The 19,221-nt window shown below is 52.5% G+C and carries 16 protein-coding genes and 6 pseudogenes; 14 read left to right on the top strand and 8 right to left on the bottom strand.

The features are described from left to right. Nucleotides 1–3 precede the first annotated feature (3 nt). Nucleotides 4–720, bottom strand: a pseudogene (locus tag ACWWJF_RS21985) (IS5 family transposase); the annotation flags it as partial. A gap of 79 nt (nucleotides 721–799) precedes the next feature. Between ACWWJF_RS21985 and ACWWJF_RS21980 the strand changes: the two are divergent. Both ACWWJF_RS21980 and ACWWJF_RS21975 read left to right on the top strand, forming a co-directional pair. Next, entirely contained in the window at nucleotides 800–1,027 is a 228-nt protein-coding gene (locus ACWWJF_RS21980) for a hypothetical protein (protein ID WP_455870572.1), read from the top strand. 68 nt (nucleotides 1,028–1,095) lie between these two features. Continuing rightward, nucleotides 1,096–2,264 (top strand): IS3 family transposase gene (locus ACWWJF_RS21975; protein WP_455870571.1). Its coding sequence is split into 2 segments (ribosomal slippage): nucleotides 1,096–1,351 and nucleotides 1,351–2,264, totalling 1,170 coding nucleotides; the frame shifts between segments, so codons are not numbered across the junction. A gap of 151 nt (nucleotides 2,265–2,415) precedes the next feature. Here ACWWJF_RS21975 and ACWWJF_RS21970 read toward each other — a convergent pair. Further along, nucleotides 2,416–2,619: pseudogene (locus ACWWJF_RS21970) on the bottom strand (transposase); the annotation flags it as partial. Nucleotides 2,620–2,975: 356 nt separating this feature from the next. Between ACWWJF_RS21970 and ACWWJF_RS21965 the strand changes: the two are divergent. The 3 genes and pseudogenes from ACWWJF_RS21965 (at nucleotide 2,976) to ACWWJF_RS21955 (ending at nucleotide 7,153) form a co-directional block, all read left to right on the top strand. Then, the gene (locus ACWWJF_RS21965) at nucleotides 2,976–4,745 is read left to right on the top strand and encodes an inositol phosphate phosphatase SopB (protein WP_455870570.1); all 1,770 of its coding nucleotides are present in this window, start codon (nucleotides 2,976–2,978) and stop codon (nucleotides 4,743–4,745) included. 94 nt (nucleotides 4,746–4,839) lie between these two features. Then, a pseudogene (locus tag ACWWJF_RS21960) lies at nucleotides 4,840–5,881 on the top strand (IS481 family transposase). A 103-nt stretch (nucleotides 5,882–5,984) separates the two neighbouring features. Next, nucleotides 5,985–7,153, top strand: a protein-coding gene (locus ACWWJF_RS21955; protein WP_455869332.1) for an IS3 family transposase whose coding sequence is annotated in 2 segments (ribosomal slippage) — nucleotides 5,985–6,240 and nucleotides 6,240–7,153 — 1,170 coding nt in all. Because the reading frame shifts where the segments join, the coding sequence is not laid out codon by codon here. A 40-nt stretch (nucleotides 7,154–7,193) separates the two neighbouring features. On the opposite strand, the pseudogene ACWWJF_RS21950 reads toward ACWWJF_RS21955, so the two are convergent. After that, nucleotides 7,194–7,529: pseudogene (locus ACWWJF_RS21950) on the bottom strand (integrase core domain-containing protein); the annotation flags it as partial. On the opposite strand from ACWWJF_RS21950, the pseudogene acnA reads away from it, so the two are divergent. After that, a pseudogene (acnA, locus tag ACWWJF_RS21945) lies at nucleotides 7,530–9,632 on the top strand (aconitate hydratase AcnA); the annotation flags it as partial. It lies immediately after the preceding pseudogene. Nucleotides 9,633–9,720: 88 nt separating this feature from the next. Here acnA and ribA read toward each other — a convergent pair. Further along, entirely contained in the window at nucleotides 9,721–10,320 is a 600-nt protein-coding gene (ribA, locus tag ACWWJF_RS21940) for a GTP cyclohydrolase II (RefSeq protein ID WP_455870569.1), read from the bottom strand. Nucleotides 10,321–10,631: 311 nt separating this feature from the next. Here ribA and pgpB point away from each other — a divergent pair, with 311 nt between their 5' ends. Continuing rightward, nucleotides 10,632–11,399 carry a phosphatidylglycerophosphatase B gene (pgpB, locus tag ACWWJF_RS21935; protein WP_455870568.1) on the top strand — a complete coding sequence of 256 codons (768 nt, stop codon included), beginning with the start codon at nucleotides 10,632–10,634 and terminating at the stop codon, nucleotides 11,397–11,399. 465 nt (nucleotides 11,400–11,864) lie between these two features. Here the strand turns inward: pgpB and ACWWJF_RS21930 are convergent. Both ACWWJF_RS21930 and ACWWJF_RS21925 read right to left on the bottom strand, forming a co-directional pair. Next, nucleotides 11,865–12,195 (bottom strand): annotated as a pseudogene (locus tag ACWWJF_RS21930) (IS1 family transposase). 35 nt (nucleotides 12,196–12,230) lie between these two features. Beyond that, nucleotides 12,231–12,449 (bottom strand): IS1-like element transposase, encoded by a 219-nt coding sequence (locus tag ACWWJF_RS21925; RefSeq protein ID WP_455871206.1) that lies wholly within the window; start codon nucleotides 12,447–12,449, stop codon nucleotides 12,231–12,233. A 122-nt stretch (nucleotides 12,450–12,571) separates the two neighbouring features. On the opposite strand from ACWWJF_RS21925, the gene ACWWJF_RS21920 reads away from it, so the two are divergent. Then, the gene (locus tag ACWWJF_RS21920; RefSeq protein ID WP_455870567.1) at nucleotides 12,572–13,903 is read left to right on the top strand and encodes an IS4 family transposase; all 1,332 of its coding nucleotides are present in this window, start codon (nucleotides 12,572–12,574) and stop codon (nucleotides 13,901–13,903) included. Here ACWWJF_RS21920 and ACWWJF_RS21915 read toward each other — a convergent pair. Continuing rightward, nucleotides 13,878–13,976 carry an IS1 family transposase gene (locus ACWWJF_RS21915; protein WP_455870566.1) on the bottom strand — a complete coding sequence of 33 codons (99 nt, stop codon included), beginning with the start codon at nucleotides 13,974–13,976 and terminating at the stop codon, nucleotides 13,878–13,880. The genes ACWWJF_RS21920 and ACWWJF_RS21915 overlap by 26 nt on opposite strands. Nucleotides 13,977–14,139: 163 nt before the next feature. On the opposite strand from ACWWJF_RS21915, the gene ACWWJF_RS21910 reads away from it, so the two are divergent. From ACWWJF_RS21910 to yciH, 5 genes are all read left to right on the top strand, one after another. Beyond that, nucleotides 14,140–14,358 carry a hypothetical protein gene (locus ACWWJF_RS21910; RefSeq protein WP_455870565.1) on the top strand — a complete coding sequence of 73 codons (219 nt, stop codon included), beginning with the start codon at nucleotides 14,140–14,142 and terminating at the stop codon, nucleotides 14,356–14,358. Nucleotides 14,359–14,471: 113 nt separating this feature from the next. Then, on the top strand, nucleotides 14,472–14,777 hold the full coding sequence (locus ACWWJF_RS21905) for a LapA family protein (RefSeq protein ID WP_455870564.1): 306 nt from the start codon (nucleotides 14,472–14,474) through the stop codon (nucleotides 14,775–14,777). 12 nt (nucleotides 14,778–14,789) lie between these two features. Further along, the gene (lapB, locus tag ACWWJF_RS21900) at nucleotides 14,790–15,959 is read left to right on the top strand and encodes a lipopolysaccharide assembly protein LapB (RefSeq protein WP_455870563.1); all 1,170 of its coding nucleotides are present in this window, start codon (nucleotides 14,790–14,792) and stop codon (nucleotides 15,957–15,959) included. 224 nt (nucleotides 15,960–16,183) lie between these two features. Continuing rightward, entirely contained in the window at nucleotides 16,184–16,921 is a 738-nt protein-coding gene (pyrF, locus tag ACWWJF_RS21895; RefSeq protein WP_455870562.1) for an orotidine-5'-phosphate decarboxylase, read from the top strand. Continuing rightward, nucleotides 16,918–17,244: a stress response translation initiation inhibitor YciH gene (yciH, locus tag ACWWJF_RS21890; protein WP_455870561.1), complete on the top strand. Its 327-nt coding sequence runs from the start codon at nucleotides 16,918–16,920 to the stop codon at nucleotides 17,242–17,244. Before pyrF ends, yciH begins: the two co-directional genes overlap by 4 nt. A gap of 42 nt (nucleotides 17,245–17,286) precedes the next feature. Here the strand turns inward: yciH and osmB are convergent, their stop codons facing one another. Next, nucleotides 17,287–17,499 (bottom strand): osmotically-inducible lipoprotein OsmB, encoded by a 213-nt coding sequence (osmB, locus tag ACWWJF_RS21885; protein WP_455870560.1) that lies wholly within the window; start codon nucleotides 17,497–17,499, stop codon nucleotides 17,287–17,289. Between the two features lie 388 nt (nucleotides 17,500–17,887). On the opposite strand from osmB, the gene ACWWJF_RS21880 reads away from it, so the two are divergent. Next, nucleotides 17,888–19,219: an IS4 family transposase gene (locus tag ACWWJF_RS21880; RefSeq protein WP_455870559.1), complete on the top strand. Its 1,332-nt coding sequence runs from the start codon at nucleotides 17,888–17,890 to the stop codon at nucleotides 19,217–19,219. Nucleotides 19,220–19,221: the final 2 nt, after the last annotated feature.

Here is a 19,221-nt window from a genome sequence, read left to right as displayed (position 1 = left end):
ATGTTACGTGATGCGAATACTGTTCGGCATTCCTAATAGCGTGATCCGGTTAAGCGCTTTGACCATCGCCATGGCTTCACCCACCTGAGCATCGTAGTCACGCAGACTTAGATGACCACCCAGAAGCGTTTTGAACCGGAACATGGCCGTTTCAGCCACTGAGCGTCGGTGATAGCCCACTTTCTTTTTCCAGGTATCGTTGCTGCCGCTCAGGCGCTGATTTGCAACAGCGTGTTTACGCTCGTGGTAGTGGTCCGGCCAATATTGCGCCCCCCTTCGCGGCGGGATAAGCGGCCTTATTTTCTTCCTCAGCAGAGCATCATGGCAGTAACCTGTATCGTAAGCGCCGTCAACCGATGCCTCTCTGATTTTCCGGTGGGTCTGGTTTATCAGTGCCGGTAGAGCCTGGGCATCAGTCGTACCACTGAGCGACAAATCCGCACAGATAATCTCATGCGTCGCACTGTCTACTGCCAGATGCAGCTTACGCCACACCCTGCGTCTGTCGGCACCATGCTGCCGGACTTTCCATTCGCCTTCGCCAAAGAGCTTCAGGCCGGTTCCATCAATGACCAGATGTGAGATTTCACCACGGGTTGGCGTTTTTATGCTGATGTTCACTGTCTTTGCTCGCTTGCTGAGCAGCGAATAGTCTGGACAATGCAGCGACAATTTAATCAGTTTAAAAATCGAGTCAACAAAACCCTGTAAAGCCCTCAATGAATCTATGGTCACCCCCATTTTTGCAACACTGATCTTTGATTAATGGTGGGCTTGCTTAAATCTATCCGGCGTCTTTATGGCCAAGGATGCCCGCGCCACGATGAGTTTCGCACCTGATATTCCTAAAAAGGCCATCGGCTTCATTGAGCCATTTTCATTTTTTGGTTTTATATCAGGCCGTCAGGCCGTTCATGTCATCAATAATCAGTCTTCGCAAAACCAGATGGGTAACTTCGTTAAATTGCTGACTGTTAGACCAGCATTACTGTTCAAACACGGTATTTCGTGTCGTTATTGCCTGTAGTGGCACACTGATACTGGCCACCTGATCGGAGGTGATATGCTCACCTCATCAACACGACAGGTGACCTCATGGGTAAACATTTTACGGCGGAATTTAAGCTCGAAGCCGCAAAGCTGGTTGTCGACCACGGCTACACATACGTTAAGGCCGCAGAGGCGGTTAATGTCAGCCATTCTGCCATTAGTCGCTGGGTCAATAAGCTTCGCCTTGAACGACAGGGAAAAACGCCAACGGGACTTCCTCTTACCCCTGAACAGCTCGAGCTGCGTGAGATGAAGAAAAAAGTCCAATGCCTTGAAATGGAGAACGAAATCCTAAAAAAGGCTACGGCGCTCTTAATGTCGGACTCACTCAACGGTTCACGGTAGTCGACAGGCTGAGGGCGCGATACCCGGTCACGGCGTTGTGCCAAACTTTTGAGGTACATCGCAGCAGCTACAGGCACTGGCAGGCTTCCGCTAATGAACCCGACGGTGAGCGCGTGGTTAAGTGTAGCCGCGTCATGGAAGCCTGGAACGCCAGCGGCGGCTCTGCCGGCGCTCGAAGTATCGCGACCATCGTCACCGGCAGCTCCGGTGTCAAAATGGGGCGCTGGCTGGCTGGCAAGCTGATGAAGGAGCTGGGTATCGCCAGCTGCCAGCGACCGGCTCACAAATACAAACGCGGCGGCAATGAACACGTTGAAATACCGAACTATCTCAACCGCCAGTTCGCGGTTACCGCGCCGGATCAGGTCTGGTGCGGCGATGTGACCTACATCTGGACGGGCAAATGCTGGGCTTACCTTGCGGTGGTGCTAGACCGGTTCGCCCGCAAACCGGTGGGCTGGGCCATGTCGACGTCGCCGGACTCGGCGCTGACAGTTAAAGCGTTGCAGATGGCCTGGGAACTCCGGGGACAACCAACAGGAGTCATGTTCCACAGCGACCAGGGCAGCCACTATACCAGCCGTCAATACCGGCAAGCCCTGTGGCGCTGCCGGATAAAGCAGAGTATGAGTCGGCGGGGTAACTGCTGGGATAATGCGCCAATGGAGCGGTTCTTCCGCAGCCTGAAGACAGAATGGGTGCCGACAAAGGGTTACAACAGCTTCAGCGAAGCCCAGGACGCGATTATCCGCTACATCACGGGGTATTACAGCGCTATCCGGCCTCACTGGTATAACGGCGGCTTAACTCCAAACGAATCTGAGCGACTGTTCTACATACAGTCTAATGCGGTGGCCAATATTAGTTGACCACTACATGCCTGATTTATCCTGACAATGAATGTGAAAAGAATGTTTGCCGAGATCGATACCAATAAGCGTGACGTTTTGCATGATGGCCTTCTCCATAAAGAAACACCCTGTCAGCGTACCGCTCACAGGGTGGGGGTGACCATCTCATTAGGCCAAACACGCGTTTCATCATCAGGACTGTGGTGATGGCCATATCTGAGTAGTGGAGCGGTCGTCCACGCCGTTCAGTAGTCGTTTTTTCCGTCCATGCAGCAATGGCTGATTCATCTAGCCATACGGTTAGAGAACCGCGCTGCTTGAGGGCCTTGTTATAGGAGGGCCAGTTAGTGATTTTAAAATTTTGTTTTGCCATGGAGACCTGATGTTGAAACAACTATGGTGATCTGATCCGATGATTACCCAAACTTTCTATTTATTCAACAAAGCCCATTACCGGAGCATCTATAAAGCGCAAACGCTGGTTGAGTGATGTAAGGATTGCAGCGGCACTCTGCTTTCCTTTATGCCTTACATCGCTCTATTTGCTCAGGAAATATCATTCAGGGATGAAGCAGTTCGTGGTTTGCCTGTAGGCTATCCTCCCGCAACGTAGAAATTATCATCTTCAGCAGCGAGTCTTCGCTATCACCGTTGAATTGGGCGTTTAATAGTAGTTGATCGCATTCGGGATCAGTAACGTTATCGCTCAATAAGTGGAGGAGTTATTCTATGAGCGTAAATGGTTTTTTGGGCATCCGACGACAGAAATATCACGTTAATAATAATCTGAATAGTAGTGCAAAAACGGAGGGGCATGTCACGTCTGACAACACAAAATTGTGGGTGAATCACCTAAAATCCGCAGTGCAAATCAATGACGGGCCAACATTAGATATTGCGGCTGATAAGAAAAAAACCTTTATAGGTACAGTGGCACAGCGTGTTAAACATTTGCTCGCACCAAAGAGCTCGAATGTTGAACGCCAACGTGAAGTCGTTATTTCCTCCTGCACAACAGAAACTCTGGGCGTTTTAGAAAGGCATTTTACCAGCGCAGCTACCAGCGCAATGGTGGCATTGGGGTGTGATCCTTCGTCATTGTTGGATCAAACTCATCAGAAACTGCACGCAGAAAACAGACCGCTCACCAAACAGGATTTGCAGAGAGCGAAAACCATAAAGCCGCTATTGATAGACGGGCTGACGAAAGAGTTTATCAATCTAGGGTTTCCAAAAAAAGAAGCAAAAGTACAGGCCAAACAAGCTTTTGCGGCGGGTTTGCGCGAGGTGCTAAATGCCCAGAAATGGGAAACGATCGATACGCGTTTTCAATATAACAATGTGGACTATCAGTGTACGCTCACGCCGGCCGGACAAATGAAGCAGCAGGAGAACGGTATTTTCCATATCCACTATAATGACAAGGGTATTGCTTCCTCCTCCTCACAAGAAACCTCACATGCCACGAATTTATGGCTGTCAGAATTCAGTGTCCTCGGTGAAAAGGGGACGCCGCAAAGGCTGTTTACTGGGATTCGTCACGGCATCTTGTCTCCTTTTGGATTGGCAAAAAATTCAGATGCACGCTATTTAGGTGCGCAAGCGCGTGCTATGGAAGTGGTTACTGCCGCGCTGTTCGCCCGCCCTGAGTTGCTGCGCGACGCTGAACAAGGAAAAACGGTGGCGCTGAATCTGGCTTCAACATCATTGGTTACTGGAGGGATTGGGGCTGAAAAAGACATGATGGACGACCAGATGCAGGCATGGGCTCAGCTGAGTCAACAGCAGCCGTTGCAGGTTCCGTTAAGGGATGCACAGGGCAATATTTATCACGCCTCGGTCAATCTGAACGTTGCGGCATTCAACTTCGGTGTCAACGAATTTGCGCTGATAGGCAATATGGGGTGGAAACAGGCGGATGGTTACAACGAAGCGGCGCTGAAAACGCTGCTCGGCGATGATTTAAGCGTAACTGCGCCACCAAAAGGCTGGGTGGGAGACTATTTATCTCAACATCCGACAGCAGAAAATGCACAAAAAGTTCGAACGCTAAGCCAGCAGTTAAAAACCATTTGGGCTAATAAAACGCACCATCGCGATGGTGGTGAACCCTATAAAGCTGCTTTGCGTGTTGCTCTGCTCGCCAATGAAATTGGTGCGATGCCTTGTTGGAACTGCAAGAGTGGTAAAGACAGAACCGGTATGTTGGATGCGGAAATTAAACGTGAAACAGTGAAAATGCATCAACATGACACTGGCGTGATGAAACAAGCCTTCAGTGTCAGTTTACCGGGACATTCGCTGGACAGCGCGGAACAACAACTGTTACAGACCATTTTGCTTCACGGTGGAAATAAAGAGGTGCAACAATATAACACCGGCGCTCCTGGGAATAAGGTCGCTAAATCATTGCCAGGATTTCTGACATTGTCTACGCGTCAAAGAATCGGGGACAAGCGTGCCTTTGATGATACCCGAGGATTATCTAAGTTGTATTAGTCGCGACTTGCTCTGACACTGGACCTTGAAAGGTTGAGAGTTACCGGTTTTGATATGGGTGTCGAATGCTTATACAAAACACGAGGTAACTCTCATGCTTCATACTAACAATCCCATCATCAAACACAAAGCCGGCCTGCTCAATCTCGCCGAAGAACTCGGTAACGTATCAAAAGCCTGTAAAATCATGGGTGTGTCACGCGACACGTTTTATCGCTATCAGGAACTGGCGGCAGAAGGCGGCATTGACGCTCTGGTTAACCAAAACCGCCGGGTTCCCAACCTGAAAAACCGTGCTGATGAAGCCACTGAACGTGCGGTTGTTGATTACGCCATTGAGTTCCCGGCTCATGGCCAGCACCGGACCAGTAATGAGCTGCGTAAAAAAGGCGTCTTCATTTCTGGCAGCGGTGTGCGCTCCATCTGGCAACGACACGATCTGGAAAACTTTCGTAAGCGCCTGAAGGCACTTGAGGAAAAAGTTGCCAGAGAAGGCATCGTACTTACTGATGCTCAAATCGCTGCACTGGAGAAGAAGGCGCACGACGACGAAGCCTGTGGTGAAATAGAGACTGCTCACCCGGGTTATCTGGGGTCGCAGGACACCTTCTACGTGGGTAATCTGAAAGGTGTTGGCCGTATCTACCAGCAGACGTTCGTGGATACGTACTCGAAAGTGGCGCACTGCAAGCTTTACACGAGTAAAGCACCGATCTCTGCCGCCGACCTGCTCAATGATCGCGTGCTGCCGTTCTACGAAGCTCAGGGGCTGCCAATGCTAAGAATACTGACGGACAGGGGGGACGGAGTACTGCGGTAAAGTGGAACAACATGACTATCAGCTGTACTTGGCTATCAACGATATAGACCATACGAAAACGAAAGCGATGTTTCCGCAGACAAACGGTATCTGCGAGCGCTTCCATAAAACTATTTTGCAGGATTTTTATCAGGTTGCGTTCCGTAAGAAGTTATACGAGGACCTAGAAAGTCTACAAAAGGATCTGGACAACTGGTTGTGGCATTACAATAATGAGCGAACTCATCAGGGTAAAATGTGCTGCGGGCGTACGCCAATGGCCACGTTACTTGATGGTAAACGAGTCTGGGCAGAAAAAAATCTGAACCAGATTTAATCTGACAGACACCTGTATAAATAACCGGTATATAGTGGCACACTGATACTGGCCACCTGATCGGAGGTGATATGCTCACCTCATCAACACGACAGGTGACCTCATGGGTAAACATTTTACGGCGGAATTTAAGCTCGAAGCCGCAAAGCTGGTTGTCGACCACGGCTACACATACGTTAAGGCCGCAGAGGCGGTTAATGTCAGCCATTCTGCCATTAGTCGCTGGGTCAATAAGCTTCGCCTTGAACGACAGGGAAAAACGCCAACGGGACTTCCTCTTACCCCTGAACAGCTCGAGCTGCGTGAGATGAAGAAAAAAGTCCAATGCCTTGAAATGGAGAACGAAATCCTAAAAAAGGCTACGGCGCTCTTAATGTCGGACTCACTCAACGGTTCACGGTAGTCGACAGGCTGAGGGCACGATACCCGGTCACGGCGTTGTGCCAAACTTTTGAGGTACATCGCAGCAGCTACAGGCACTGGCAGGCTTCCGCTAATGAACCCGACGGTGAGCGCGTGGTTAAGTGTAGCCGCGTCATGGAAGCCTGGAACGCCAGCGGCGGCTCTGCCGGCGCTCGAAGTATCGCGACCATCGTCACCGGCAGCTCCGGTGTCAACATGGGGCGCTGGCTGGCTGGCAAGCTGATGAAGGAGCTGGGTATCGCCAGCTGCCAGCGACCGGCTCACAAATACAAACGCGGCGGCAATGAACACGTTGAAATACCGAACTATCTCAACCGCCAGTTCGCGGTTACCGCGCCGGATCAGGTCTGGTGCGGCGATGTGACCTACATCTGGACGGGCAAATGCTGGGCTTACCTTGCGGTGGTGCTAGATCTGTTCGCCCGCAAACCGGTGGGCTGGGCCATGTCGACGTCGCCGGACTCGGCGCTGACAGTTAAAGCGTTGCAGATGGCCTGGGAACTCCGGGGACAACCAACAGGAGTCATGTTCCACAGCGACCAGGGCAGCCACTATACCAGCCGTCAATACCGGCAAGCCCTGTGGCGCTGCCGGATAAAGCAGAGTATGAGTCGGCGGGGTAACTGCTGGGATAATGCGCCAATGGAGCGGTTCTTCCGCAGCCTGAAGACAGAATGGGTGCCGACAAAGGGTTACAACAGCTTCAGCGAAGCCCAGGACGCGATTATCCGCTACATCACGGGGTATTACAGCGCTATCCGGCCTCACTGGTATAACGGCGGCTTAACTCCAAACGAATCTGAGCGACTGTTCTACATACAGTCTAATGCGGTGGCCAATATTAGTTGACCACTACAGTAACTGTCAGATCAGGTCTGAGCTAATACACTTAAGTTAACGATGCCCGCTGGCGCCGATATTCTCTTGGGGAGTTGTATCCCAGCGCACTGTGCGGATGGTTTTCATTGTAATGATTGAACGCCGCTGCAAGATTCTTCAGCGCTGTTCGCACATCGGGTTTTGGCATGAAGGCGATGTAATCTTCCTTCATCGTCTTCACGAACCGTTCTGCCATGCCGTTACTCTGTGGACTGCTCACTGCTGTTGTGCAGGGCTCCAGATTCAGTTCTCTGGCGAACTTCCGCGTTTCATGCGCTGTGTACGCTGAACCATTATCCGTCAGCCATTGCACTGGTTTATCCGGCAGCGCGCTACCGAAGCGTTTGCCGTATGGTGTGAAATCGTGGAGGACAAAATCATCGCCTATCCCGACACACTGGTCGGTACCTATTCACACACCACCATGATTAACGGGTTAGGTGTGCTGGGGTGGGGCGTTGGTGGTATTGAAGCCGAAGCCGCGATGTTAGGACAACCGGTTTCGATGTTGTTGCCAGATGTGGTGGGTTTCAAGCTTAGCGGAAAGCTGGGGGAGGGGATCACGGCAACCGACCTGGTGCTTACCGTTACACAAATGCTGAGTAAGCACGGCGTTGTCGGAAAATTTGTTGAATTTTACGGCGATGGACTGGACAACCTGGCCCTGGCGGACCGAGCAACCATTGCCAACATGGCACCCGAATATGGTGCCACTTGCGGCTTTTTTCCTATCGATGATGTCACCCTGGCCTATTTGCGCTTAACCAACCGCAGCGACGAACAGATAGCGCTGGTAGAAGCTTACAGCAAAGCACAGGGGCTATGGCGGCATCCGGGGGATGAACCCCGTTTTACCAGCCAGTTGGCGTTAGATATGGGGACGGTTGAAACCAGTCTGGCGGGTCCAAAGCGCCCACAGGATCGCGTCGCGTTGGCACAGGTGCCCGCTGCGTTTACCGCCAGTCGCGAACTGGATGTCAGCAGTGGCAAAGCGGGGGCCGATGCGGTTGACGTGACATGGTCGGGTGAAACCTTTTCGCTACGGCAGGGGGCTGTCGTGATTGCGGCGATCACCTCGTGCACCAATACTTCCAATCCCAGCGTCTTGATGGCTGCGGGGTTGTTGGCAAAGCATGCGGTAAAGCGCGGTCTGCGACGTAAACCTTGGGTGAAGACCTCGCTGGCAGCCGGTTCCAAAGTCGTTCCGGATTATTTCGCCAAAGCGGGATTAATGCCTTATCTCGATGCGCTGGGGTTTCAATTGGTAGGGTATGGCTGTACCACCTGTATTGGTAACTCAGGGCCATTGCCGGAACCAATAGAACAGGCAATTAAGGCCGCCGACTTGACGATTGGTGCCGTTCTCTCGGGCAACCGTAACTTTGAGGGACGCATCCACCCGCTGGTGAAAACCAATTGGCTAGCCTCGCCTCCATTGGTGGTCGCTTATGCATTGGCGGGCAATATGACGCTCGATTTGACCCGCGATCTGCTGGGTGAAGGACACAACGGTGAACCGGTGTTTTGAAAGATATCTTGCCCTCGGCGAAGGACGTTTCCGACGCGGTGCAGCATGTCAGCGTCGACCTGTTTCATAAGGAGTACGCTGCTGTTTTTGAAGGTACGCCCGAGTGGCAGGCGATAGACGTAGGGGATAACCCGACCTACGAATGGCCGCAGGATTCTACCTATATTCGTGAAACCCCGTTTTTTTACCACCATGGGCAAAGACCCCGATCCGATAGAGGATATTCACGGGGCGCGAATTCTTGCTCTGTTGGGGGATTCGGTTACCACCGACCATATTTCTCCTGCGGGCAGCATCAAAAAAGAGAGCCCGGCGGGCCGTTACTTGCTCGATCGCGGGGTCAGCGTAGAGGATTTTAACTCCTACGGTTCACGTCGGGGTAACCATGAGGTGATGATGCGCGGCACGTTCGCCAATGTACGCATCCGCAATGAGATGGTGCCAGGCACGGAAGGGGGCTACACGCGGCATATCCCCTCACAAAACGTTATGGCCATCTACGACGCGGCTATGTGCTATCAGGATGAACAGGTAGCGTTGGCGTTGATTGCCGGAAAAGAGTACGGCTCGGGTTCCAGCCGCGACTGGGCAGCAAAAGGACCGCGGTTGCTCGGGGTTAGAGTGGTGATTGCGGAGTCGTTTGAGCGCATCCACCGCTCCAATTTGATTGGCATGGGGATTTTGCCGCTGGAGTTTGCCCCTGGCGTGACGCGTAAAACCTTAGGGCTGACGGGTGAAGAGCGTATCTCGATAGCGTGCCTGCAAGCCTTGATGCCGGGAGCTACGGTGGACGTCACCCTCACGGACAGTCAGGGACACGCGCAGGTTATTCAAACTCGATGCCGTATCGATACCCGTAATGAGCTGACCTATTATCAGCACGGCGGTATTTTGCACTACGTCATTCGCAAGATGTTGTGATGGTCAGTGGGCGGAAATATCGGGGCCCGAAGGCCTCGATAGCAACGTCAGTGTGTTGTTTATAGCGGCAAGTCGCTATAGACACACATTAACGCGGAGGGAGATCCAACATATGGCCCATTTTGGTCGCTTTCGTTGCCAGATAGCGCTCATTTTTAGGGTTGCGTCCCACGACTAACGGCACTCGTTCAACAATGTTGATGCCTGCATCGTTGAGGGTTTTTACTTTTTGCGGATTGTTGGTCAGCAAACGTACTTCATTCACGCCCAACAGCTTGAACATATCCGCACATAGCGTGAAGTCGCGCTCATCAGCCGCAAACCCGAGTTGATGATTTGCTTCGACGGTATCGGCCCCCAGGTCTTGTAACTCATAGGCACGAATCTTGTTCAACAAGCCGATATTACGCCCTTCTTGTCGGTGATAGAGCAGCACACCCCGCCCCTCTTCAGCAATATGGCCCAATGCGGCTTCCAGTTGGAATCCGCAATCGCAGCGCAAGCTGAACAATGCATCACCGGTTAAACATTCGGAATGGACACGTGCCAGAACAGGCGCTGGACCGGAGATATCACCGAAAACCAGCGCGAGGTGATCGTGTCCTGTGGCCAACTCTTCGAATCCTACCATGAGGAAATCGCCCCAGGGGGTGGGTAATTTTGCTTCGGCCACCCGTTTAAGCTGCATTTTACATCTCCAACACAAAAAGATTGCGCATATCATACTGCCGGATAACGCAATTAACCAGTAAAAACGCCATTGCGCAATAAAACCAAACGCAAACCGCGCAGGTGTTCTGCATGTATTGATCAGGTTTGTGCTACAGCACGATGTTTGTACAGCAGCACAGGTACTGACATAACGATGAAGTAGTTTACGTTCCATTGATGAAGGCAGGGAGATTTCATGATAAATTTATGAGAAATTTGCGATTTACACCCACTCTTTTTAACCGTGTTTTTCTGTGTTGGTGAGTGAAAGGTGAAACAGGGGAAGCTATGTACGACATTGCCAAACGCACTGCCCTCGGTGCGGGAATTTTGCTGATATTGCCGGTTGCCGTAGGGTTGAGCGGCTGGCAATGGCAACCTGAAACACAGGGACTGTGGCTGCGCGGACTGTTCTGGGTCATGGAAACGGTGACGCGACCTTGGGGGATAGTGACCAGCGCGCTGTTGGCGCTCTGGTTTCTGTGGTGCTTACGTTTTCGTTTCAAACCGGCACTGGGCGTGCTGGCAATCATGGCGCTGACTGTACTGGTAGGTCAGGGCATGAAGTCGTTAATTAAAAAGCGGCTTCAGGAGCCGCGCCCCTTTGTGGTCTGGTTGGAAAAAGCGTATCAGGTCGATGAACGCTATTTCTATTCTTTGCCACGCCCCGAGCGTGCGCGGCTGGTGGCGGAACAACTGAGCGCACAGACGCAGATACCTGAATGGCTGCGCGCCCATTGGCAATTTGAAACGGGTTTTGCCTTCCCGTCAGGGCACACCCTATTCGCGGCAACCTGGGCGTTGCTGGCGGTAGGGTTGTTGTGGGCGCGGCGCCACTATAAAACTGTGGTGGTATTGATGGTGTGGGCGTCGGGGGTAATGGCCAGTCGTTTGGCGTTGGGCATGCACTGGCCGCAGGATTTGATTGCGGCGACCCTGATGAGCTGGGTGTTGGTGGTGCTGGCTTGTACACTGGCGCAGCGCTGGTGTGGTCCATTAACGCGATCGCCTCAGGAAAAGCAAGGTGATGATGACGTGAAAAAGGGGCATCAGTGATCTCTCTTATGATGTCATGCCTTGCGGTTCATACTGTGAACCTTTCTGGTGTTTCAAGCAGATGGGCCGTGGTCCGCGATGATCACTTGCGACGGATATCCGTGAACGGCCTGATACGTAAAATCGTCTCTGTGACTAATACACATTACTGCAAACGGAAGCCGGTTCCTAAGGTGCTGAAGTCCCCATGGTGCATAAAGACAGGGATACGGGCCACGTTAAATCATGCGGTCGCCAAAGATGGAACCACATTACAGGATGCGCTAGAGAGTTTACATCTGAGGTTGAACGTCACCCTGGTGTCTCAGCACACTATCTTCAAAGGTAAAACGGTGCAATTGCCTTACGACCCAACCGAAATTTTTACGTTGGAAAAGTGGGGAACGGAGTACCGAATGATCAATGCGATTGAGGGGGTAGCCTCACACATTGACGGTTATTATATTTTTATGGTAATGACTCCAATTAGTAGAACATGTGTTTTTCGATGAAGGCTCCGATGACTTTTTCGTGGATCTCGACGGAGCGCGAGAAGCAAATCGTTTTACGCGCCAGTCGTTTAATGCGGGTACGGAGCGTCAGGTTATTGCGCTCTATGCGTTGCGTGAAGATCTTGCCAGTCCATGCCGATGTTGAACGGTGTCAACAGAGCCAGCAATTCACGGCAGGTCTCATCGGTTCGGGGGCCAAAAGTGTAGGCCAGAACACCGCCCGTTTTGGTATTGTAAGCGTACCAGAGCCAGTGCTGTAGCGCCTGACTGCCAACGAAGCTCCATTGCTCATCAAGTTCACAGATAAGGGCGACGTCGGCGTGAGCAACGGGAGAAGACGTTATCCTGCGGGGCGAGAGCTTTTTAAAGCCCGGATGACCGTATTGATGCCGATTTTCAACGTTCTGGCGGTATCGCGAACACCGGCACCGTTGAAGGCCATATCAACGATCTGCTCTTTGACTCCCGGCTTTCGGGCTTCATAGCGGTAGGTAAGCTGGAATACACGGCGACAGCAGTGACACCTGAAGCGTTCGCGCTTAGTTGGACTAAGGCCCACCTCGTTATACACAAGTCCGCAACGCCTTATATGCCAAGGGTTAGCGGGCTGAAATAGGCAGCCGGTGGGGTTGTAAATGAAGTGAAACCGACGTGTACTATCGCCATTTACGGCGCTGAAAAATGACACGGGATTCAGATTGCTGGGCACACCAAGAACTGGAAGGGGTAAATCTTGGTGACACGAAGCTCAATAAGCGTGCCAAAGGGCTTTTGATACGGCTGGCTGAGAATCCGCAAGCCAGCATTCCGCATGCGTGCCTCGGATGGTCTGAGACGCTGGGTGCTTACCGCTTCATGGAGAACCAAGCATTCGAATGGCGAGACATTCTGCAACCTCACTGGCAGCGTACGCAGGAAAGGATCCGAGAACACGAGGTTGTGCTGTGTATCCAAGACACTACCGAGCTTGACTTCAACGGGCAGCAAATCCAAGGCTTGGGTCCCTTGAACTACGAAGCCAGGCGTGGTCTGTACCTGCATCCGACCTACGCGGTCAGTCCGGATCGCGTGGGGTTGGGCGTACTGGATGCGTGGATGTGGGCAAGAGAGCCGAAGGATGCAGACGGAAAACGCGATGGGCTCAAGGAGAGTACGCGCTGGCTCGAGGGATACGAGCGAGTTGCTGAACTCGCCTCGGAGTTGCCAAACACACGTCTGGTGTACTTAGCCGATCGCGAAGCGGATATCAAGGCGTTGATGCAGCTCGCTGATGACCTTGGCACTCCGGCTGACTGGTTGATCCGCTCGACTCATAATCGCAGTCTGGACTGTAATGAGAAGCTTTGGCAGAAGGTTGGAAAGACCGTGCCGGTGGGAGAAATCCAATTCGTTATGGCGGCTCGCGCGGGGCAGAAGGCGCGTACGGTGAAACAGGCGCTGCGCGTGAAGCGAGTGCCGCTGCGTTGCGGGTTGGCAGTGACTTGTGTGATAGCCAAGGAAATTGAGCCGCCAGCAGGCGTGAAGCCGGTCGAGTGGCGGTTGCTGAGCAATCGCGTACCTGAAGGACGAGAAGATATCGTGGAGCTGATCGACTGGTATCGGGCTAGATGGGAAATCGAGATGTTCTTCAATGTGCTGAAGAACGGCTGCTGTGTCGAAGCGTTACAGTTATCGACCGTGGATCGCATTGAGCGGGCATTGGCGCTGTTCATGATCGTGGCATGGCGCATCGCCTATTTAATGCGTATGGGACGAACCTGTCCAGAGCTGGACGCAATGTTGTTCTTTGATTCCGACGAGACTCATGGCGCTTACCTACTGATGAACAAGCGTATGCCCAAGGGCCGCCCTAAGCTAAACGAAGTATTGCGCTTAGTTGCGCAACTGGGAGGCTTTCTTGCTCGAAAAGGCGACGGTGAACCAGGCGCAAAAACTATCAGGAAAGGCTTGCAGAAAGTCATGACGGCCGCCGAAACGCTACGCGCGCTCAGGCACGAACAGAGATGTGTATAACGAGGTGACTAAGGCCATGTCGATAAACTTTATCTGAATGGCAGCGAGGGCAATGAACAAAAACAGTAACCACGTGGAAACCTCAAATAGCGGCAGAATATCACAAAAGCCAACTATTTGAAGGCATTACCATTTTTATCATCCCTGTCGACGCGCCCTACAAGATCCAGTGCGCAGTGCTAGCCTGCCCTGAAGAACCGATAAACAGGTTCCCCCTTAAAGGACACTCTTCTTTTGTGAATGCCACCAAGGTGCATTTCGCTGGGGTGCTAAAATTTGTTCAACAGCAGCTGACTTTTTGGAGTAATGCCAGCGGCCATTTCATGCCTCCGGCTGAAGCCCGCCACGCGTTCTTGCCCTATATAAAATTGCTTTTGCCTGAATCGCATTTTGTCGATCATCGCTTTTTATTATCGAGTTGTTCAAAAACAGGCGGTGCTGCCGCTATCGTCTGATGCTACCTCAGCTAGCCACGTCCTTTCTCCGGCTATAATGGATAATTCTATGGGGTTTAGCGCCAACATTTGGCATAATCATTAGGTTAAGGCGATATCACAGGAACAAGAACGTGAAATACTTGCTGATCTTCTTATTGGTACTGGCGATATTCATCATTTCCATTACATTGGGGGTGCACAACGAGCAGGTTGTCACCTTCAACTATCTGCTGGCACAGGGCGAATATCGTGTTTCCACGCTACTTGCTACGCTGTTTGCAGTCGGGTTTGTGCTGGGGTGGGTGATCTGCGGTTTATTCTACCTGCGATTGCGCATCACCCTCGGCCGTGCGCAACGTAAAATCAAACGCCTGGAACAGCAACAGTCTGTAACAGAGAGCGAAACGCCGCCCTCTGCGCCCTCTGTTTCCCACTAAGGATCCTCCTCTATGTTAGAACTGCTGTTTCTGTTATTGCCGGTGGCCGCCGCATACGGGTGGTACATGGGTCGCAGAAGCGCGCAGCAGGACAAGGAGCAGGAAGCCAACCGCTTGTCGCGAGAGTATGTGACAGGTGTGAACTTTTTGCTTTCTAATCAGCAGGATAAAGCGGTGGAACTGTTCCTTGATATGATCAAGGACGAGAGTAACACCTTCGAGGGGCATCTGACGCTGGGTAACCTGTTCCGCTCACGCGGTGAGGTCGACCGTGCTATTCGCATTCATCAGGCATTGACGGAAAGCGTTTCGTTATCGTTCGAACAGCGCCTGCTGGCGGTGCAGCAACTCGGGCGTGATTATATGGCCGCCGGGCTGTATGACCGTGCTGAAGAGATCTTCACCCAACTGGTGGATGAAGAGGATTTTCGTCGCAGCGCGCTTCAACAACTGTTGCAGATCTATCAGGCTACCAGCGACTGGCAGAAGGCGATCGATATTGCGGAAAAACTGGTCAAACTCGGCCAGCCGCAGTTGAATACGGAAATCGCCCATTTCTACTGCGAACTGGCGCTGCAAGCGATGAGCAGTGACGATCTGGATAAAGCGTTGACGCTACTGAAAAAGGGTGCAGCAACGGATAAAGCGTGCGCTCGGGCGTCGATCATGATGGGACGCATTCATATCGCTCAGGAGCGCTATGCGCCTGCGGTAGAGGTGCTCCAGCAGGTTCTGGAACAAGATAAAGCCTTTGTCAGTGAAACCCTGCCGATGCTTGAAACCTGTTACCAGAACTTGCCTGCGTCGGAGGCATGGGAAGATTTTCTCAAACGCTGTGTTGAAGAGAATACCGGTGCCAGCGCCGATCTGATGTTGGCGGATATCCTGGAACGCAAAGAAGGGGCTGAGGTGGCACAGGTCTACATCAACCGCCAGTTACAGCGTCACCCGACAATGCGTGTTTTCCATCGCCTGATGGATTTCCACCTGAGTGAAGCCGAAGATGGTCGAGCCAAAGAGAGCTTGCTGGTGTTGCGCGATATGGTGGGAGAACAGATACGCACCAAACCACGCTATAGCTGCCAGAAGTGTGGCTTTACCTCGCAATCCCTATACTGGCAATGTCCTTCATGCCGCTCATGGGCCAGCATCAAACCGATTCGTGGTCTGGACGGACAATAGCGTAAGGTGTGCCTTATACTATTGTCTATTTTATAAAACGCAATTTAGTTACAACATACTTATTATTGAAAGCACATTCACGGCAAACATCGCGCGAAATGCAGCGCGGTCCAGCAGGGCCGCTGGGCTTTCGCGGGAGAGAAGGGTAAAATGCGGCGGAAAATTTTCATACGCGGACCAATCTCACTCCACGGATTCAATCGCCAAGCAAAACTGAGGGCCACATGAGCGAACACATCACCCCACAGCATGCCGTTACGTCGCCAATCGTTGTCGCATTAGATTATGCTGACCAGAATCAGGCGTTGGCGTTTGTCGATCGCATTAACCCACAGGATTGTCGGTTGAAAGTGGGCAAAGAGATGTTTACCCTTTTCGGTCCACAATTTGTTAAGGCGTTACAGCAGCGCGGCTTTGACGTTTTTCTCGACCTAAAGTTTCACGATATCCCTAACACGGCCGAACATGCGGTGGCGGCTGCGGCAGAATTAGGTGTGTGGATGGTTAATGTCCATGCCAGTGGAGGTCGGCGGATGATGGAAGCGGCGAAAGCGGCATTGCAGCCCTTTGGCGCCGATGCGCCGTTACTGATTGCCGTTACCGTGTTGACCAGCATGGAGGCGGACGATCTGCTGGCGTTAGGCATCACCGCGACACCGACTCAGCAGGCTGAGCGCCTTGCGGAGCTGACCCGTGATTGTGGATTGGATGGTGTGGTGTGTTCTGCGCAGGAAGCACAGCGACTGAAGCAGGTTTGTGGTAGCGCGTTCAAGTTGGTCACGCCGGGTATTCGTCCTGCGGGCAGCACCAGTGGCGATCAGCGTCGCATTATGACGCCGGAACAGGCGCAGGCGGCAGGGGTTGATTATATGGTAATTGGGCGTCCGATCACCCAATCTGCCGATCCGGCGCACACGCTGGCGCAGATTCGGCATTCGTTATTGGTGGGAGCACAGGCATGAGTGAGAGTAACAGTCGGTTGGTCTATTCCACCGATACCGGACGCATCAAGGAAGAACCCGCTCCGGTAACGCGTGCCAAAGGCGACGGTGTAGTGCGCATTCAACGGCAAACCAGCGGGCGCAAAGGAAAGGGTGTGTGTATTATCACGGGGCTCGATCTGGATGATGACGCGCTCACCGCGTTGGCCGCAGAACTGAAAAAGAAGTGTGGCTGTGGCGGTGCGGTCAAAGAAGGCACCATTGAGATTCAGGGCGATAAGCGCGATCTGCTAAAACAGCTATTGGAAGCAAAAGGATTGAAGCTCAAGATGGCGGGCGGTTAATACAGAATCTGACAGCAGGGAGACCCCTGCTGTCACTCGCTATTAATCGACCTGATGACCAATAATGCCGCCAATGGCCGCACCACCCAGCGTGCCCAGCGTGCCTCCGCCGGTCAGGATTGCCCCACCGACTGCGCCAGCCCCAGCGCCAATGGCGGTATTACGATCGCGTTTGGACATGTTGGAACAGCCGCTGAGCGTCATGACGAGTGCTACGGCAAGGGCAGTAACGACGAAACCTTTTTTCACAACCATGGTGATCTCCTGATTTTTTCGCCCGCGACGGCGGGAAAATATCGCATTATACGATATTTGCACTATTTAATCTGACCTTGTCGGTCATCTCTCTCTTTATCTCAGTATAATCGTCGGAAGTACTCTGGGCAGGTGGAAAAATCCTAATTGCTTCGCGCGAGGTTTGCCGTAAATGCTGTTGGTACCATAACGGTGAGCGCGGTGATAAATGATTTCCCGGTCATAAACGGTAATGCGCAGCAGATCGTAGCAGGGTTTTTAGCCACCTCGTTATACACAAGTCCGCAACGCCTTATATGCCAAGGGTTAGCGGGCTGAAATAGGCAGCCGGTGGGGTTGTAAATGAAGTGAAACCGACGTGTACTATCGCCATTTACGGCGCTGAAAAATGACACGGGATTCAGATGGCTGGGCACACCAAGAACTGGAAGGGGTAAATCTTGGTGACACGAGGCTCAATAAGCGCGCCAAAGGGCTTTTGATACGGCTGGCTGAGAATCCGCAAGCCAGCATTACGCATGCGTGCCTCGGATGGTCTGAGACGCTGGGTGCTTACCGCTTCATGGAGAACCAAGCATTCGAATGGCGAGACATTCTGCAACCTCACTGGCAGCGTACGCAGGAAAGGATCCGAGAACACGAGGTTGTGCTGTGTATCCAAGACACTACCAAGCTTGACTTCAACGGGCAGCAAATCCAAGGCTTGAGTCCCTTGAACTACGAAGCCAGGCGTGGTCTGTACCTGCATCCGACCTACGCGGTCAGTCCGGATCGCGTGGGGTTGGGCGTACTGGATGCGTGGATGTGGGCAAGAGAGCCGAAGGATGCAGACGGAAAACGCGATGGGCTCAAGGAGAGTACGCGCTGGCTCGAGGGATACGAGCGAGTTGCTGAACTCGCCTCGGAGTTGCCAAACACACGTCTGGTGTACTTAGCCGATCGCGAAGCGGATATCAAGGCGTTGATGCAGCTCGCTGATGACCTTGGCACTCCGGCTGACTGGTTGATCCGCTCGACTCATAATCGCAGTCTGGACTGTAATGAGAAGCTTTGGCAGAAGGTTGGAAAGACCGTGCCGGTGGGAGAAATCCAATTCGTTATGGCGGCTCGCGCGGGGCAGAAGGCGCGTACGGTGAAACAGGCGCTGCGCGTGAAGCGAGTGTCGCTGCGTTGCGGGTTGGCAGTGACTTGTGTGATAGCCAAGGAAATTGAGCCGCCAGCAGGCGTGAAGCCGGTCGAGTGGCGGTTGCTGAGCAATCGCGTACCTGAAGGACGAGAAGATATCGTGGAGCTGATCGACTGGTATCGGGCTAGATGGGAAATCGAGATGTTCTTCAATGTGCTGAAGAACGGCTGCTGTGTCGAAGCGTTACAGTTATCGACCGTGGATCGCATTGAGCGGGCATTGGCGCTGTTCATGATCGTGGCATGGCGCATCGCCTATTTAATGCGTATGGGACGAACCTGTCCAGAGCTGGACGCAATGTTGTTCTTTGATTCCGACGAGACTCATGGCGCTTACCTACTGATGAACAAGCGTATGCCCAAGGGCCGCCCTAAGCTAAACGAAGTATTGCGCTTAGTTGCGCAACTGGGAGGCTTTCTTGCTCGAAAAGGCGACGGTGAACCAGGCGCAAAAACTATCTGGAAAGGCTTGCAGAAAGTCATGACGGCCGCCGAAACGCTACGCGCGCTCAGGCACGAACAGAGATGTGTATAACG

It is taken from the genome of Symbiopectobacterium sp. Eva_TO, assembly GCF_053848865.1.
Note: the sequence above shows the minus strand (reverse complement) of the source record. Positions and strands in the feature narration are given on the sequence as shown.